This window comes from Exiguobacterium sp. s125 (genome assembly GCF_018618605.1).
GTDB lineage: Bacteria > Bacillota > Bacilli > Exiguobacteriales > Exiguobacteriaceae > Exiguobacterium_A > Exiguobacterium_A oxidotolerans.
On record NZ_JACSMI010000002.1, the window covers coordinates 34,592 to 49,822 of the forward strand.

General features: G+C 43.3%; 13 protein-coding genes. 8 read left to right on the forward strand and 5 right to left on the reverse strand.

What is annotated here, in order from left to right; genetic code table 11:
* Positions 1-56: 56 nt before the first annotated feature.
* On the reverse strand, positions 57-1,352 hold the full coding sequence (locus tag KNQ05_RS07905; RefSeq protein WP_029332822.1) for an ammonium transporter: 1,296 nt from the start codon (positions 1,350-1,352) through the stop codon (positions 57-59).
* A gap of 117 nt (positions 1,353-1,469) precedes the next feature.
* On the opposite strand from KNQ05_RS07905, the gene KNQ05_RS07910 reads away from it, so the two are divergent.
* The 7 genes from KNQ05_RS07910 (at position 1,470) to mscL (ending at position 8,262) form a co-directional block, all read left to right on the forward strand.
* Positions 1,470-1,772 (forward strand): MerR family transcriptional regulator, encoded by a 303-nt coding sequence (locus tag KNQ05_RS07910; protein WP_088836463.1) that lies wholly within the window; start codon positions 1,470-1,472, stop codon positions 1,770-1,772.
* Positions 1,773-1,915: 143 nt separating this feature from the next.
* Positions 1,916-2,962: a uroporphyrinogen decarboxylase gene (gene hemE / locus KNQ05_RS07915; RefSeq protein ID WP_088836464.1), complete on the forward strand. Its 1,047-nt coding sequence runs from the start codon at positions 1,916-1,918 to the stop codon at positions 2,960-2,962.
* Complete coding sequence (gene hemH, locus KNQ05_RS07920) at positions 2,959-3,891, forward strand: ferrochelatase (protein WP_214769860.1); 933 nt, start codon at positions 2,959-2,961, stop codon at positions 3,889-3,891. The genes hemE and hemH overlap by 4 nt, the downstream gene beginning before the upstream one ends.
* A complete protein-coding gene (hemG, locus tag KNQ05_RS07925; protein WP_214765529.1) occupies positions 3,881-5,287 on the forward strand; it encodes a protoporphyrinogen oxidase in 1,407 nt (468 codons plus the stop codon). Before hemH ends, hemG begins: the two co-directional genes overlap by 11 nt.
* A gap of 111 nt (positions 5,288-5,398) precedes the next feature.
* Positions 5,399-6,862: a cardiolipin synthase gene (gene cls, locus KNQ05_RS07930; protein ID WP_214765526.1), complete on the forward strand. Its 1,464-nt coding sequence runs from the start codon at positions 5,399-5,401 to the stop codon at positions 6,860-6,862.
* Positions 6,863-6,978: 116 nt separating this feature from the next.
* Positions 6,979-7,863 carry a Cof-type HAD-IIB family hydrolase gene (locus KNQ05_RS07935; RefSeq protein WP_214765523.1) on the forward strand — a complete coding sequence of 295 codons (885 nt, stop codon included), beginning with the start codon at positions 6,979-6,981 and terminating at the stop codon, positions 7,861-7,863.
* A gap of 12 nt (positions 7,864-7,875) precedes the next feature.
* Positions 7,876-8,262 (forward strand): large-conductance mechanosensitive channel protein MscL, encoded by a 387-nt coding sequence (gene mscL / locus KNQ05_RS07940; RefSeq protein WP_029332829.1) that lies wholly within the window; start codon positions 7,876-7,878, stop codon positions 8,260-8,262.
* Between the two features lie 75 nt (positions 8,263-8,337).
* On the opposite strand, the gene KNQ05_RS07945 is transcribed toward mscL, so the two are convergent.
* Positions 8,338-10,500 carry an ATP-dependent helicase gene (locus KNQ05_RS07945; protein ID WP_214805101.1) on the reverse strand — a complete coding sequence of 721 codons (2,163 nt, stop codon included), beginning with the start codon at positions 10,498-10,500 and terminating at the stop codon, positions 8,338-8,340.
* Between the two features lie 267 nt (positions 10,501-10,767).
* Between KNQ05_RS07945 and KNQ05_RS07950 the strand changes: the two genes are divergently transcribed.
* Entirely contained in the window at positions 10,768-11,265 is a 498-nt protein-coding gene (locus KNQ05_RS07950; protein ID WP_088836469.1) for a GNAT family N-acetyltransferase, read from the forward strand.
* A gap of 162 nt (positions 11,266-11,427) precedes the next feature.
* On the opposite strand, the gene KNQ05_RS07955 is transcribed toward KNQ05_RS07950, so the two are convergent.
* From KNQ05_RS07955 to KNQ05_RS07965, 3 genes are all read right to left on the reverse strand, one after another.
* Positions 11,428-12,891: a glycoside hydrolase family 32 protein gene (locus KNQ05_RS07955; protein WP_088836470.1), complete on the reverse strand. Its 1,464-nt coding sequence runs from the start codon at positions 12,889-12,891 to the stop codon at positions 11,428-11,430.
* A gap of 86 nt (positions 12,892-12,977) precedes the next feature.
* A complete protein-coding gene (locus tag KNQ05_RS07960) occupies positions 12,978-14,576 on the reverse strand; it encodes a sensor domain-containing diguanylate cyclase (RefSeq protein ID WP_088836471.1) in 1,599 nt (532 codons plus the stop codon).
* Positions 14,577-14,618: 42 nt separating this feature from the next.
* Positions 14,619-15,110, reverse strand: coding sequence for a GNAT family N-acetyltransferase (locus KNQ05_RS07965; protein WP_088836472.1), 492 nt, complete (start codon positions 15,108-15,110; stop codon positions 14,619-14,621).
* Positions 15,111-15,231: the final 121 nt, after the last annotated feature.

The window sequence follows — 15,231 nt, forward strand, 5'->3', positions numbered from 1 at the left end:
TTCCTAAGTAGGCACGAGAAATCGGGGGTTAGTTTCTTGTTTAAGAAAGCGAGAGCTTAATTCACTTTTTCAGAAGTTTCAGCATCGTACGTTGCTTTTAGTTCTTTACTGATTGGAGCGGGGAGGTCATAGGAAGCTTGTCCGTGTTCAGCGACATCAAGTCCGCGGAGTTCATCTTCTCGCGTGATCCGAAGACCGATCGTTACATCGAGGAGTTTGAGGAAAGCATAACTTAAGACACTGACGACGACGACGGCGAAGACAACACCGAGTGCTTGGACACCGAGTTGACCAAATCCACCCCCGTAGAATAATCCAGCTTGTCCAATCCCTGTGATTTCAACGAGGCGTGGTGAGGCGAAGAACCCGGTAGCAAGTGTGCCCCAAATCCCGGCGACACCGTGAACAGAGAAGGCACATAATGGATCATCGACACGGCGCGCGAGTAAAATGCTTGTTCCGTACGTGATGATACCTGCGAGGAAACCGATGACGACGGCACCCCACGGCTCAACAAATGCACAGGCTGCAGTGATCGCGACGAGTGCTGCAAGTACGCCGTTGATAATCGAAGGAATGTCTGCCACACGACGATGCCAGAAAGAAATAGCGAGTGCGCCGAGTGCGCCGGCAGCTGTCGCAAGTAACGTCGTCAAGGCGACATAACTGAAGAACCCGTCGGCAATCGTCAATGTCGATCCAGCGTTGAAGCCGAACCAGCATAACCAAAGAATGAAGGCGCCGACGACAGAATAGATGACGTTGTGACCAAGGAGCGGCGTTTTTTCAGCGCCAATCCGCTTTTTCAAAATTAACGCGGCGACGAGAGCGGCGATTCCACCTTGTAAGTGGACGACGGTCGAACCGGCGAAGTCTTGCATACCGAGTGAACCGAGGAAACCACCTGCCCAAACGGAGCGAGCGATGATTGGATAAATGATGGCGACAAAGAATGTTCCGAACAGCAGATAAACAGATAGTTTAGCTCGTTCAGCAAACCCGCCCCAGGCAATCGCTAAGGAAACAGCGACGAATGAGAGTTGGAAGAGGAACTTAACATCGATTGTAACATTTGACCAGTCGAGACTTGAGAACCCTCCTTGTAAGAAGAATCCTTCCGTTCCGATTAGACCAGGTCCGTCTCCGAACGTCAGTCCAAACCCAATCGCCCAAAAAGCTAACGCGGCGACGGAAAAACTAATGAGCTGTTTGACGGCGACGTGCCCTGCATTTTTGGCGCGTAACATTCCCGTTTCAAGTAATAGGAAACCGATTTGCATCGTAAAGACGAGTAGCGTAGCGAATAAGACATAAAACGTATCAACTGAAATGATCATTTCTTCAAGATTCATCGTCGTTCCTCCTTTATCAATTTAAAGTATGTGTTTACTTTAAACGGAAATTGTTTTTAAGGAACGACTTGTGTCAGAAAATCTGACATGGTATTTTTATCAAAAGGAGTGACGAAGATGAGTTACCGTGAAAAGAAAGTGATGTCGATCGGGATTGTCTGTGAATTGACAGGGTTATCGGAACGTCAGATTCGTTACTATGAGGAGCGGAAACTTATTTTCCCGGAGCGTACGAACGGGAAAACACGAAAATATTCATTTACAGATATTGAACGACTAGTTGAAGTTGCAGAAAAAATCGAAGATGGTTGGCGGACGCATGAAATCCGTGAAAAAGAGCGGAAAGTAACGGAGCAGCAACGAACTGATTTAATTCGGGGACAATTGAATGCTGCGTTTGGTCTTTACAAGAAACGGTGAACATTTAATGAACTGGATAAGGAACTGTAATTTTGTAACCGATTTATTGGCACAGACTTCTTCATTTCAGATATAATGTTTCTGTGTTCACAAACTTATCGTACGTTATTTTGGGGCGTTAGTAAGAGTATAAAGGGGTAGTTATGATGAAAAACTTCAATGATACGTTTTTACGGGCGGTCCGTGGCGAACAAGTGGGCCACGTACCTGTCTGGTACATGCGACAAGCAGGTCGTTATCAAGCGGAATATCGTGAAATTAAAAAGACGCGTACGCTGTTCGAGATCACACATGATCCAGAACTATGTGCATACGTCACTGAATTGCCGGTTAAACAACTTGGTGTTGACGCAGCGATTCTGTACAAAGACATCATGACGCCATTACCATCTATGGGTGTTGATGTTGAAATTAAAAGTGGCATCGGTCCGGTCATCGCGAATCCGATTCAAACGATGGAAGATGTACAGGCGCTACAACCGTTTAAAAAAGAAGATATTCCATATATCTTCGAGACCATCAAGTTATTACGGGAACGATTAGAAGTACCATTGATTGGGTTTTCAGGCGCACCGTTTACACTTGCCAGCTATATGATTGAAGGTGGACCTTCAAAAGGCTACCATAAAACGAAAGCATTGATGTATGGACATCCGGATGTATGGCATGCATTAATGGAGAAACTCGGAGACATGGTGATTGACTACATTAAAGCTCAAGTTGATGCTGGGATTCAAGCGTTTCAGATTTTTGATTCATGGGTCGGAACGACAAGTCAGAAAGATTATGTTCTCTACATCAAACCGACAATGGAGCGGATTTTCACGGAATTAAAAGAAACGGGCGTTCCGATGATTATGTTTGGTGTCGGTGCAAGTCACTTAGCAGAAGAGTGGCATGATTTACCGCTCGACGTCGTTGGACTTGATTGGCGTCTGTCGATCGACGAAGCACGCGAACGCGGGTTGACAAAAACGTTGCAAGGAAACCTTGATCCCTCTTATTTACTTGCACCATGGGAAATCTTAGAAGCGAAAGCAACAGAGATTCTTGACATGGGAATGAAACGTCCTGGATTCATCTTTAATTTAGGACATGGAATCTTCCCGGAAGTCGACCCAGAAGTCTTAAAACGCTTGACTGCATTTATCCATGATTATTCGAAAGAAAAAATGGAGGTAGCAAAATGAAAACACTTGGATTACTCGTAATGGCATACGGAACACCGTATAAACCGGAAGATATCGAACGATATTACACGCACATCCGTCGTGGGCGTAAACCGTCACCTGAAGCACTCGCTGAACTGACGGAGCGTTATGAAGCAATCGGCGGTGTCTCGCCACTTGCACAAGTCACGATTGACCAGGCGGAAGAATTACATCGTCAGTTGTCTGCAAAATATGCGGGCGAAATTGAGTTCAAACTCTATCTAGGTCTCAAGCACATCGAACCGTTCGTCGAAGATGCGGTCGAGCAAATGGCAAAAGACGGCATCACGGAAGCAGTGACGGTTGTTTTAGCACCACACTATTCGACATTCAGCATTCGTTCATACAATGGACGAGCAAAAGAAGTCGCGGACAAACACGGAATTCAGCTTGCTTCTGTCGAATCATGGTACCAAGAAGAAGCATTCATCAACTGGTGGGGACAAGCGATTCGTCAAACATTCGATGCACTGCCTGTAACAGAAGAAAAAGCGGTCCTCGTCGTGTCAGCGCATAGTCTTCCTGAGAAAATCATTGCAAACGGTGACCCGTATCCGGATCAATTGAAAGAAACGGCAGAGTTGATTGCAAAACGTGCTGGTGTCAAACATATGATTACAGGATGGCAATCGGCAGGACAAACACCTGAACCTTGGCTCGGGCCAGACGTTCAAGATTTAACGCGTGATGTTTATGAAGCAGAAGGGTATGAAGCATTCGTATACGTACCAGTCGGATTCGTCGCTGACCATTTAGAAGTTTTGTTTGATAATGATTACGAGTGTAAAGTCGTATGTGACGAACTCGGTATCCACTATGCTCGACCAGGTATGCCAAATGCGGAGCCGGCTTTCATGGAGGCAGTCACGGAAGCCGTCGCAAAACAAGTTGGTAGCTATGTCAAGTAAACGTCTCGTTATCGTCGGCGGGGGTATTACTGGTCTTGCCGCTGCCTATTTCGCAGAACGTTTATTTCCTGATTTAAATATCACCGTCCTAGAAGCAGGTGAGCGACTTGGTGGTAAAGTCGCGACCTATCGAGAAGACGGCTTCATGATTGAGCGTGGTCCGGATTCTTACGTCGCACGAAAACACATCTTGACCGATTTAATTGAAGCGGTTGGATTAGGCGATAAGTTGGTTCGAAACAACACGTCGCAAGCATTCATTTTAGATCCAGGTGGTCTCCATCCGATTCCGAAAGGGTCTGTGATGGGGATCCCGACCGATTTAAACTTATTTTCAGAGACGACGTTGCTGACAGATTCGGAAAAAGCGGAGGTTGCACGATTGTTGCTTCATCCTTCTGATCAATTGACGATTCCTGAAGAAGATATTCCGCTCGGTAGTTACTTGCGTCCTCGCCTCGGGGATGCGCTGGTCGAGAAGTTGATCGAACCGTTATTGTCGGGAATTTATGCCGGGAACATTGATCAAATGAGTACGTTCGCGACATATCCGCAGTTCGTTGCGAATGAACAAAAAGCGGGATCGTTATTCGAAGGGATGCGTTTGATGCGTCCGACTGCTCAAGTTCAAGGACAAACGAAACCAGCGACAGGACAGTTCCTGTCACTTTCAACGGGACTTGAATCGCTAGTCGAACGTTTAGAAGAAGTGCTTGAACGGACTGAAATTCGTCTAGAAACGCCTTTACTCGAAGTTGCGCGTGAAAATGAACGGTATCGCTTAAAAACAGATCATGGTCCTGAGTATGCCGATTATGTACTCTTGACGATTCCTCATCCTCAAGTCGTCAGTTTACTTCCGGATGCCGATTTACGGGAACTTGAGCAGTTGAAGACCCATTCAACGGCGACGGTTACGCTGATTTTCGATGAGCAAGCGACATTACCCATTGAAGGTACAGGTTTTGTCGTCAATCGACGTGCCCCGTATTCGATTACGGCATGTACGGCGATCGATCAAAAGTGGAGTCATTCTGCACCGAATCATACGGTTTTACGCGCTTTTGTCGGTCGGCCAGGTAATGATGCGCTCGTTCACGAGACGGATGATGTCATCAAGGAAACAGTATTAAAAGATTTGGAACAAATTTGTGGTCAAACGCTTGCACCGAGACAAGTCATCATCAGCCGGTTAGTTGATGGTTTACCAGCTTATACGGTTGGTCATGCAGGACGGATTCAAATTGTCCGTGACGAAGTCATGAGTAAGTATCCTGGTGTGTATTTAGCGGGATTGGCTTATGATGGCGTCGGTTTACCGGATTGTGTTGCCAGTGCGAAAACGATGGTTGAAGAAATCGCTATACAGCACGGACACGAACAGTCGAACGCTTAAACTAACATGCCTGAAATTCAGTTACTACTGAATTTCAGGCATGTTTTTTAATGAACGGCAAAGGGACTAAAGAATGGATGCTGGGGAATAGAAGGGAGAGGAGGGATGGATATGATGGATGTACTTAGCACGTTTACAGTTGTCTTACTGTTTGGACTGGGAATCATGAATTTACTTGCAGTGTTGACGGTCATCTTCTTGGAACGGCGTGATATTGGTGCGACATGGGCCTGGATGCTCGTCCTCTATTTCATTCCGATCGTTGGATTTTTAATTTATTTATTTTTTGGACGCCTACTCAAGAAAAAGGATTTTTATCATGTTAAAGAAGAGGAGCGGTTGGAACAGTCACGACGTGTCGAGCTACAGATTGCAGAATTGAACCATTTGGGTGACCTTCGACGGACATATCCGTTGATCGAACGATACAATCAATTGATTCAAATGAATCTGAAATCAAACGGGTCATTACTCAGCCTGAAAAATGAAGTGACGATTCTATCAGATGGTGAACAAAAATTTAATCGAATGATGACAGACATCATGAATGCCAAACATGAAATCAATATCCAGTATTACATCATCCAAAAAGATTCCCTTGGCTTAGCATTGATTGACGCATTGACGAAGATGGCGCGTCAAGGAATCAAAGTCCGTTTATTGTATGATGCAGTAGGCTCTCGTGATTTGAAACGACAAGATTTTAAAGACTTACTTCATCATGGTGGAGAAGTGTTTGCGTTTTTTCCACCGACGTTTGGAGTCATTAATTTTCGAATGAACAACCGGAATCATCGTAAGTCTTGTATCGTCGATGGGCAGATTGGTTACATCGGAGGCTTTAATGTCGGAACGGAGTATTTTGGAATTGATGAGAAATTCGGCTATTGGCGTGATACACATTTTCGGCTAGAAGGTGAGGTCGTTCACGATCAATTGGATCGATTTATTTTGGATTGGAATCAAGCGAATGACATCTACACGGATAAAACGCTCTTTTATTATGGATCTCACGAAATCAATCAGCCGTTACCCATGCAAATTGTCACATCCGGACCAAATTCTGAGACAGAACATTTAAAAAATGTATTGATTAAAATGATTTCACTTGCTAAGAAATCAGTAATGATTCAGTCGCCTTATTTCATACCAGATGCCAGTTACATGGATGCGTGTAAGATGGCGCTATTGTCTGGTGTCGATGTTCGAATCATGATTCCGAATAAACCGGATCACCCATTCGTTTACTGGGCGACGACAGCCGCAGCGGGAGAACTGATTGCCTATGGAGCGAAAATCTATACGTACGAACCAGGGTTTCTTCATGCAAAGACAATTGTCGTCGATGGAGAGATTGCTTCAGTCGGAACGACGAACATTGATGCCCGGAGTTTTCGATTGAACTTTGAAATGAACTCGATTGTATATGACCGAGCGACTGCGCTCGAGTTAGAACAATTATTTCTCGCTGATTGTGATGTATCAAAGTTGTTAACTGCTGAAATATATGCAGAACGGTCGAGGCTGATTAAATTTAAAGAGAGCATTTCTAGATTGTTGTCTCCGATTTTGTAAGGAAGAAAAAGTAAAGGTATGACTTTGATCACGATTCGTTCGAAACAGGTTTGAGAAGGCAAAGAAAAAGAGAAATGGTATAGTGGGATTGAAAAAGATAAAGGAGAGTGGAAGAAGTGGCAAAAGCAATCAAGTTATTGATTTCCGACATGGATGGTACGGTTTTATCGAGTAATCAAAAAATCGAACAGGAAACGATTGATGCGATTAAGGCGGCAAAGGAACAAGGCGTCGATTTTGCGATTGCAACAGGGCGGAACTACTTAAATGCGAAGGAATTAACGGATCAAGCAGGAATCGTTTGTCCAATCATTGCATCGAACGGTGCACGTGTCATGACGCGCGATGGTGAACAACTGAGCGCAACGACGTTGACGGCTGAACAAGCGCAACAAATTTATAGTATCATCAGCCAATATGAAGTGTTTTTCGAGATGTTCTGTGATCAAGGTCTCGTAACAGCGCAAGGCGCAACAATCGATGCAGCGTATGACTCATTAAAAGATATGAGTCGTGAAAGTGACCGTGCGAAAGAAGTTCTCGACTTTTTCTATAAACGCTATTACGTCAATGAAGATGTAAAAATGATTGATGGGTTCCGTTCCTTCATCCGGAATCAGGCGGGACAAGTCTTTAAATTCATCTCATTCTCGTTCGATCAAGACTTAATGAATAAGATTTGGAAAGAAGTCGAAGAAAAAGTTGACGGCATTTATGTGACGTCGTCTGGTCACGATAACATCGAAGTCATGGCAGTCGGTGCCGATAAAGGAACAGCTGTCAAAACGTTAGCGAAGCACTTAGGTGTATCAATCGATGAGGTCGCAGTCATCGGTGACAACTTAAACGACGTTCCAATGTTCAAAGTCGCAGGTGTTGCGATTGCGATGGGAAATGGACATGAAGATGCAAAAGCGATTGCCTCTCACGTCACAAAAACAAACGATGAACATGGTGTCGGTCATGCAATCAGTCAACTTGCAGCCGGAACATGGTCTTAACGGGAGGGTAATATGTTTAAAGCGTTTAAAGAGTTTGCCTTTCGCGGAAATGTCGTTGATTTAGCGATTGGTGTCATCTTAGGGGCAGCATTTAGTAGTATCATCAAGGCACTCGTCAACAGTATCTTCATGCCGTTGATTGGCATCGTAGTTGGTGGAGTAAATGTAAAAGGATTATCAGTGTCCGTCGGGAGTGCAGAATTATTGTATGGACAGTTTCTTCAAGCAACGATTGAATTCATTTTAATTGCCTTTGCGTTGTTTTTATTCGTCAAAGCTATCAATCGTTTTCGGAGTAAAGAAGAAGTTACGGAAGAAGTCCCGGAACCGACGACGGAAGAAAGACTGCTTACAGAAATTCGAGATGCACTCGTCAGTCGAAACGATGATCGTATTTAAGTAGAAAATTAAATCAAGAAAAAACCCGTCAGCTTTTCTACTCGTCGTAGCAGTAGAAAATGCAGCGGGTTTTTCTTATAAAATGGAAATGAGTTGATTCTCTGAACAAACTTGAAGGGAAAATTGTTTTTCGACACCTTGATCAAATTGAACATCGAGAACGTCTCCTGTTAAATGAAGAACAGTCCCTTCGCCAAATGATTTATGGGCAATCCGCATCTTTTCCTCGATTGGTAATAGTTCTACGGGAGGACGCATACTCGGTCGAACTTGTGCTTGCTGTTTTTGTCGTTTAGAGGCATCTGGATTCAGGATTTGTCGCACGTTGCCAACAAAAATCGATTCTTCGACGACTTTTGATTTGTAGCGATACGAAATCAAATGGAGTTCATGACGTGCTCGTGTCATGCCGACATAGAACAACCGAGCAGCCTCTTCCATTTCTTCGAGCTGACCATCTTTATAGGATTTGATATTATCTGATGATGGTAAAACGCCATTGATTAAATCAATCATGAAGACACGATTAAATTCGAGTCCTTTTGCACTATGGAACGTGGAAAGCGTGACTGCGTTTTGATGTTTATTGGACTTGGCATCACGCATCAGTTGCTCTAAGTGAACAATACGCTCCTTGAATGCGAGAGCGGTCGGTAAGTCACTGGCGACATTTTCAATCGTGTTCAACATCTCAAGTAAATAATCGATACTGAATCCAAGACTGTCACTCATCTTACGTAAGTTTTTTTCGTATCCGAGTTCATTACGAATCAAAGCAAGAGCAGCAGCCGGACGGGCAGTTTGAATCGAAGCGAAAACAGTTTTCATCGTTTTTAATTGTTTCTTTTGGTAAAACTTCATCTCGACATGTTGAAGTAACAAGTCAAACGCATGTTCACCATTACGTAATTCATAGAGGCGTTGCAACTGGACTTTAGAAATATAGCCGGCAAACTTCGTATGAATTTGTGCCAATACATCGATGTCGGAAGGATCCTGGGCGAATTCGATAAAATGTAAAATATCTTTTAGGACCCAGTGACTGAAGAATTTATGATCGACATCTTTAATGTAAAATGGAACATTTGCTAAATCGAGTGCATTCATGACATTGATTGACGATGCATTGTTCCGGTAAAGAATCGCGACTTCCTCAAAGTTCGTTTCCTGCCGCAACTGATTGATGACATATCGCGTTTGATCTTCATAAGAAGCAAGCTGTTCAATCGTAATCGGACGGACGGATGGATTTTCTGTGAACATTTTTTTCGGATGTCGTACTTTATTCCGTTGAATGAATTGATTCGCCGTTTCGACGATTTCTTTTGACGAACGATAATTTTGTTCCATATACAAAACCGTTGCATCCGGGTACGTGTCCTTGAAGTGGATAATCTTCGAAACATCGGCACCACGCCAGCTATATAAAGTTTGGTCATCATCAGCGACAACACAGAGATTGTTATGCGGAAGAGCCAATTTTTCAACGAGTTGATGCTGGACGAGAGAGGTATCCTGACTTTCATCCGTCAATATATATTCGAAACGTCGTTGATAGTTAGCTAACAAAGAAGCATCGTCAGCAAGAATCGTATTGGCATACGTCAACATGTCATCAAAATCCATCAAAGGATGTGAGGGATCGCGCAGTTTAAATTGTTCATATGCAAGATAGATTTCTGTGAAGTTTTTAATCGTTGTTTTTAATGTACGAATATCTTTTTCGACGAGGAGGCGGTTTTTGACAAAAGAAATCATCCGTAACAACTCGTCCATTTGATCTTCTGTGATGACGCTACGGTTTATTTCCTGGAAAATACGACGTAATACCATTCGTTTATGCATCGGCTGATTCGCTGTCTTTTCCAAAGCACCTTCGATGATCGTATATTGTAACTGATTCAATGACGCATAATCTCGCACGACCTGAAAAGCGAAACTATGGATGGTGGAAAAGGACGCAGTCGTCCCAATAAGATGATGAAACCAACCGTGAAACCGTTCCGCCATTTCATGGGCTGCTGCTTTACTAAACGTCAAACCTAGAATCGCTCGTGGATTTACTTTCTTTTCTAAGATTAAATAAGCAATTTTAAAGTTTAAGGTAGTTGTCTTACCAGACCCGGGGGAAGCAAGTAACAGAAGCGGACCTTCATCATGCTCAATCGCAGCACGTTGGACGGGGTTCAACTTCGTACCAGTTTCAAGCTCCATTTTTTTAAAGAAATCATCGGACATGTCAATCTTCACCTCTAACATCTGTAAACTCGATTTTCTTTCCCTAGTTTAGCATTTCCGACATCATAATTGATTAAGGAAGTAAAAGAAGTGGAATAATATTAGAACGAAACAGAAAGTATGATATGAGAAAAAATGAGAAGTGACTTCGTTTTTCGGTGAGTTATGTATAGGATAAAACTTAAAATCAGTGTAAAATGGGAATTGATGTAAGTCTAGTGAGCTAAAGTAGCTCTTTTTGAAATAGACGGAAGGATGAAAAAAACCATGTCTCAAATCAGATTATTTATGTATACGGATGAACACTATGAGCAATGCGATGCCTTTATACTTCCGGAAGAACAAGTTCAATTTACGACTTTCCCGACTCGTGTCGTAACGGAAGCGTTAGAAAATCCAGATAAGTTTCCTGTCGTCATCAAAAAAGACTTGGAAGTCGTCGGCTTTTTCATCTTGCACTTAAACCCCCCGAAAACGCATCGGACAGAAGAACAAAGTGTTCTCTTACGTGCATTTTCGATTGATGCTAAACATCAAAAACAAGGGTATGCCAAAGAAGCGATGTTGCAGCTACCAAAATTCGTTCAGCAACACTTTCCACAAGTAACTGCCATTACATTAGCTGTCAATAAAAAAAATATCGCGGCTAAATCGTTATATTTTAAAACCGGTTATGTAGATACGCTCCAATCAGTCATGGGACCAATCGGCGAACAACACATACTCGCTTTTAGCTTGCAAAAAGAAACGCAATTAGAGCGTTGAGTACCATCGAAAAGGCTTGAGATACAATCGGATGATTTTGAACAGGACGAAATTAAAGAAGGGATTGCGCATCGATTTTAGATGGCAATCCCTTCTTTAATTTTTTTTAGAGCAAATCACGTGTTTCGAAATCTCGGTCTAAAAGTGCTGTGCTTTTTATATTTACAATTCGTAGATCGCAATATCCGCTGTCAAATCACCGATTAACGTAATATCCTGACTCGTTGATTTCGGGAAAATGCGAGTGGAAGCGACAGCTTCACCGTCATTCAAAAAGATTTCGATTGATGAGCGATCAACGAATAGCCGTAGTTGATGTAACGGTTGTTCTAATTGAACAGTACGTGTCGTACCGTAATCGACAGCAGGAACTTCAGCGCCAGAACGACTACGATCAAGCGTAAAGCGTTGTGTCATCGCATCATAAGTTAGGACGGTTGCTTCCTGGTCAGCGGCTCGAACATGTATCTCGAACTGCGTTGTTTGAAGTGCTAAGTTTGATAGATCGAGTTCAAATGTCTCTGCTTGGGCCATCACCATCGCATGATTAATTTCAGTAGATTGCGCGTAAATTGTACGTTTTCTAAGAAGATCGAGTTCACGGACAGGCAATTGTTTCAAACGTCCTTCCTGCAACGTCAGTTCACGTGGAAGTGTTAATGCATGAGCCCAGTTATACATGTCGCTCGGGTATGAAATGTCTGGTAAGCCCATCCATCCGACTAAAATCCGGCGTCCATCTGCTGCTTGCGTCGTTTGGGGGGCATAAAAATCAAACCCGAAATCGAGTTCTGAGAAGGCATGGTGTTGATACGTTAACTCAGGCAAAGCTAGTTTTTCCCCAATCATGTATCCGGATTGGAAAATGTTTTGATAAGCGTCCCCGTCCGGCTCAATGCCTTGTGGGCTGAATAATAAAATACCTTTATCGTCGAGCTCGAAGTAATCAGGACATTCCCACATGTAGCCAAAGTCAGGGTATTGTGTCTTCAACTCTCCGAGGAACGTCCATGTTTCAGTATCTTCCGACTGATAGAGGACGGTGCATCCCGTTAAATCGTCGCGCTGAGCTCCGATGATGCAATACCATGTACCAGACGCTTCCTGGAAGACTTTCGGGTCGCGAAAATGTTCTGTATAACCTGCAGGAACGTTCGGAATCGCAGGAGGTAAGTGTTTGTCGATGCGACCATCCGAACGCAAATGACCAACGATTTGACTTGGATGCCGTACCCAATCTGCATCGCGTTTGTTTCCTGTATACATAATATGGACAGCATCATCCTTAATGAAGCCGCTACCTGAGTATGCACCATGGGAATCTGCATCATCGTTCGGAATAAGTGCCGCGCCTTCGTCAAACCAATGGACTAAATCTTTTGATGTCATGTGGTACCAATACTTTAGACCATGAACAGGTCCAAGTGGGAACCACTGATAAAATAAATGATACGTTCCGTCGTGATATACAAAACCGTTCGGATCGTTTAGGAGACCGGTTGGAGGTTGGATATGGTAAGAAAACCGCCAAGGAGAATTTCTTACTTCTTCCTTCATTGTTTGATAAACTTCCGGTGCGATATCTGAGAGGGGGCGATAGCGTGCCTCGCGTGTCCACTGATTCATGCTGACAGCTCCTTATGCATTTATTTATATTTTTTCTTCTATTTGCTTACATTACGGAGAGCGTTCCCTCTTGTCAATGTCTAATGTTAGCGATGGAACGTCAATCGACCTTTACCAAGTTTTTTAGAATCATATAGTGCAATATCAGCACGGTGGATGACTTGTTCAACCGATTCGTTTAATCGTCGCGTCGCAATTCCGATACTTACCCCAATCTGAAGTGTGGATTGATTGATGACATAGGAATCTGAAAGATACGCTATGATTTCTGTTCCGTACTGATCGAGTAAATCAAAGGATACGACATCGTTCAAAACGATTAAAAATTCATCTCCGCCAAGTCGTGCGATCATACTGTTAGGGCGTCTCATCTGGCTTAAACGTTCAGCTACTTCTTTTAATAATACGTCACCTGTCTGATGTCCAAATCGATCATTGATTGCTTTGAAGCCATCTAAATCAATATAAAGATAGATTTCGGGCGTTTCATTTAAAGAAATCTCATGTAAGTAGTTCGACAGTCCGTTTCGGTTCGGTAAACCGGTCAGCGGATCGATGAGCGCTAACGTCTCATACGTCGTTCGTTGCTGTTCTGTATCAGACAGCTGAGCAATCAGTTGACGTAAGGCAACCGATAGAACGGTGATTTCTCGAATTCCTTTATGGGACGGGATTGAGATTGAATGATCGTGTTGCATCTGCTCAGCAGCCAATGTAATTTTCTTGAGTGGTTTCGTAATGAGTTGCGCGATGAACCAACCGATGACGGCAGTAACGATGGAAGCAATCAGTCCAGCGAAAAAAATAAATTTCTTCAATAGGATGGCGTCGTTAAAAGCGATTTCACTTGGTTGACGGACAAGAATCGTCCAGCCGAGACCATCGTAGTTTTTGTAGCCTTGGCTTTTAGTCGAGCCGGTCAAATAGACATTTCCATCAGACCATTCCGATACATGATAACCGGACTCGACGGGTTCGACGAGATTCTGTGGGAGCGCTTTACCGCGCCACTCATTCGGTCCGAGTAAAACAGTCCGTTGATTTTCGCTGACGATGAAAAATTCTAAACCCTCGATTTGTTTGGTTGAACTCTTAAAGCTTTGTTCGATTTCTTTTGCCCAGGCGAAGCTCAGGTGCGCTGCAAGGACGCCAGTCAATCGACCATCAGTGAATAAAGGGGTGCTGATATCAACGAACTGTAAAGGTTCATTACTCGGATTGGGAAGCAGTTTTGCAAGCAAGACGGCATCATGGACATCACCAATGAATGGGCGTTCTGTCGCTTCTTGGAAGACGGGGCGTGATTGAATCGATTGCCCTTCTAAGATTTGATCCGTCGAAGCACGCACTGTACCGTTCGCATCGAGTAGACCAATCCAAGAGAAATCAGGAATTTGTTGCTGAAGTTGTTCTAACGTCGTTCGCGTGACAGGGAGGTCTGCTGAATTTTTAAGCGTCGGAAGCGTAGCAAGTAGATTAACTTCTGCTGCCCGTGACCACATGTAATGGTCGAGTTTATCAGACAACTGGTAGGCAGTCGCAGACAACGTCATTCCGACTTCTTCTTTTAGGCGATCTGTTGCACGGTCACTAATAAAAAAGGTTAAACATAAGGTCATTGTAAAAAAGAGTAGGGCAATTAGCATTGCAAGTAACACATCAAAACGAATTGATAACTTTTGCATCTAGTGAGCTCCATTTCACCTGTAAATATACGATGACGTATTCTACTTTATTTTATCATAGTTCCTCGACAGGTCTTGAAATTTGACGAAAACTTCGACCTCCTGGTTCGTATTAGAAATACTTTTCTGTTCGAAAATATAACTTAGTTTCCGCCAAAAAGATTGTCCGATTTGATTTTTTGGAAGAACAGCTAAACGAATGACGTCTTTGTTCTTTAAATAGCGTTCATGAAAAGTATGATAAAGGATTGTACCGACTCCCTGGTGATGATAGCGGCCATCAATCAAAAAGAGACCAATCCAAGTTGATCCGTCCCTTGGATGTTCAGGCAAATAGTCGATAATTGCAAAAAATCCCGCATCACTTCGACATAGAAGACTGACGGTTTCGGGGTTAAGGAACTCTTCTGTGAATGCTTGACGAGTTAAAGGAAGTTGACGATTTTCTAGCTGAGCATATGCCAGGTTGTGATTAAAAATGGTTTGAACATCTTTAAAGTGGTCCGGGGTGATTTCAATAAACGTAACGTCCATGTCGAACCTCTCTTTCATCAATTTCGTAACATTCAATGCTTTTATTATACAAAGAGCAAGTGGGTTTTGATTACATAATTGTAAGAAAAGGAACTTTTTCTTTTATTTCCCGTACAATGTA

Excerpts from the sequence above, each read along its gene's own strand:
- KNQ05_RS07950 (WP_088836469.1), top strand. The coding sequence starts at position 10,768 with ATGTCTCAAATCAGATTATTTATGTATACGGATGAACACTATGAGCAA.
- hemE (WP_088836464.1), top strand. The coding sequence starts at position 1,916 with ATGATGAAAAACTTCAATGATACGTTTTTACGGGCGGTCCGTGGCGAA.
- cls (WP_214765526.1), top strand. The coding sequence starts at position 5,399 with ATGATGGATGTACTTAGCACGTTTACAGTTGTCTTACTGTTTGGACTG.
- mscL (WP_029332829.1), top strand. The coding sequence starts at position 7,876 with ATGTTTAAAGCGTTTAAAGAGTTTGCCTTTCGCGGAAATGTCGTTGAT.
- KNQ05_RS07945 (WP_214805101.1), bottom strand. The coding sequence starts at position 10,500 with ATGTCCGATGATTTCTTTAAAAAAATGGAGCTTGAAACTGGTACGAAG.
- hemH (WP_214769860.1), top strand. The coding sequence starts at position 2,959 with ATGAAAACACTTGGATTACTCGTAATGGCATACGGAACACCGTATAAA.
- KNQ05_RS07955 (WP_088836470.1), bottom strand. The coding sequence starts at position 12,891 with ATGAATCAGTGGACACGCGAGGCACGCTATCGCCCCCTCTCAGATATC.
- KNQ05_RS07905 (WP_029332822.1), bottom strand. The coding sequence starts at position 1,352 with ATGAATCTTGAAGAAATGATCATTTCAGTTGATACGTTTTATGTCTTA.
- KNQ05_RS07965 (WP_088836472.1), bottom strand. The coding sequence starts at position 15,110 with ATGGACGTTACGTTTATTGAAATCACCCCGGACCACTTTAAAGATGTT.
- KNQ05_RS07910 (WP_088836463.1), top strand. The coding sequence starts at position 1,470 with ATGAGTTACCGTGAAAAGAAAGTGATGTCGATCGGGATTGTCTGTGAA.
- hemG (WP_214765529.1), top strand. The coding sequence starts at position 3,881 with ATGTCAAGTAAACGTCTCGTTATCGTCGGCGGGGGTATTACTGGTCTT.
- KNQ05_RS07960 (WP_088836471.1), bottom strand. The coding sequence starts at position 14,576 with ATGCAAAAGTTATCAATTCGTTTTGATGTGTTACTTGCAATGCTAATT.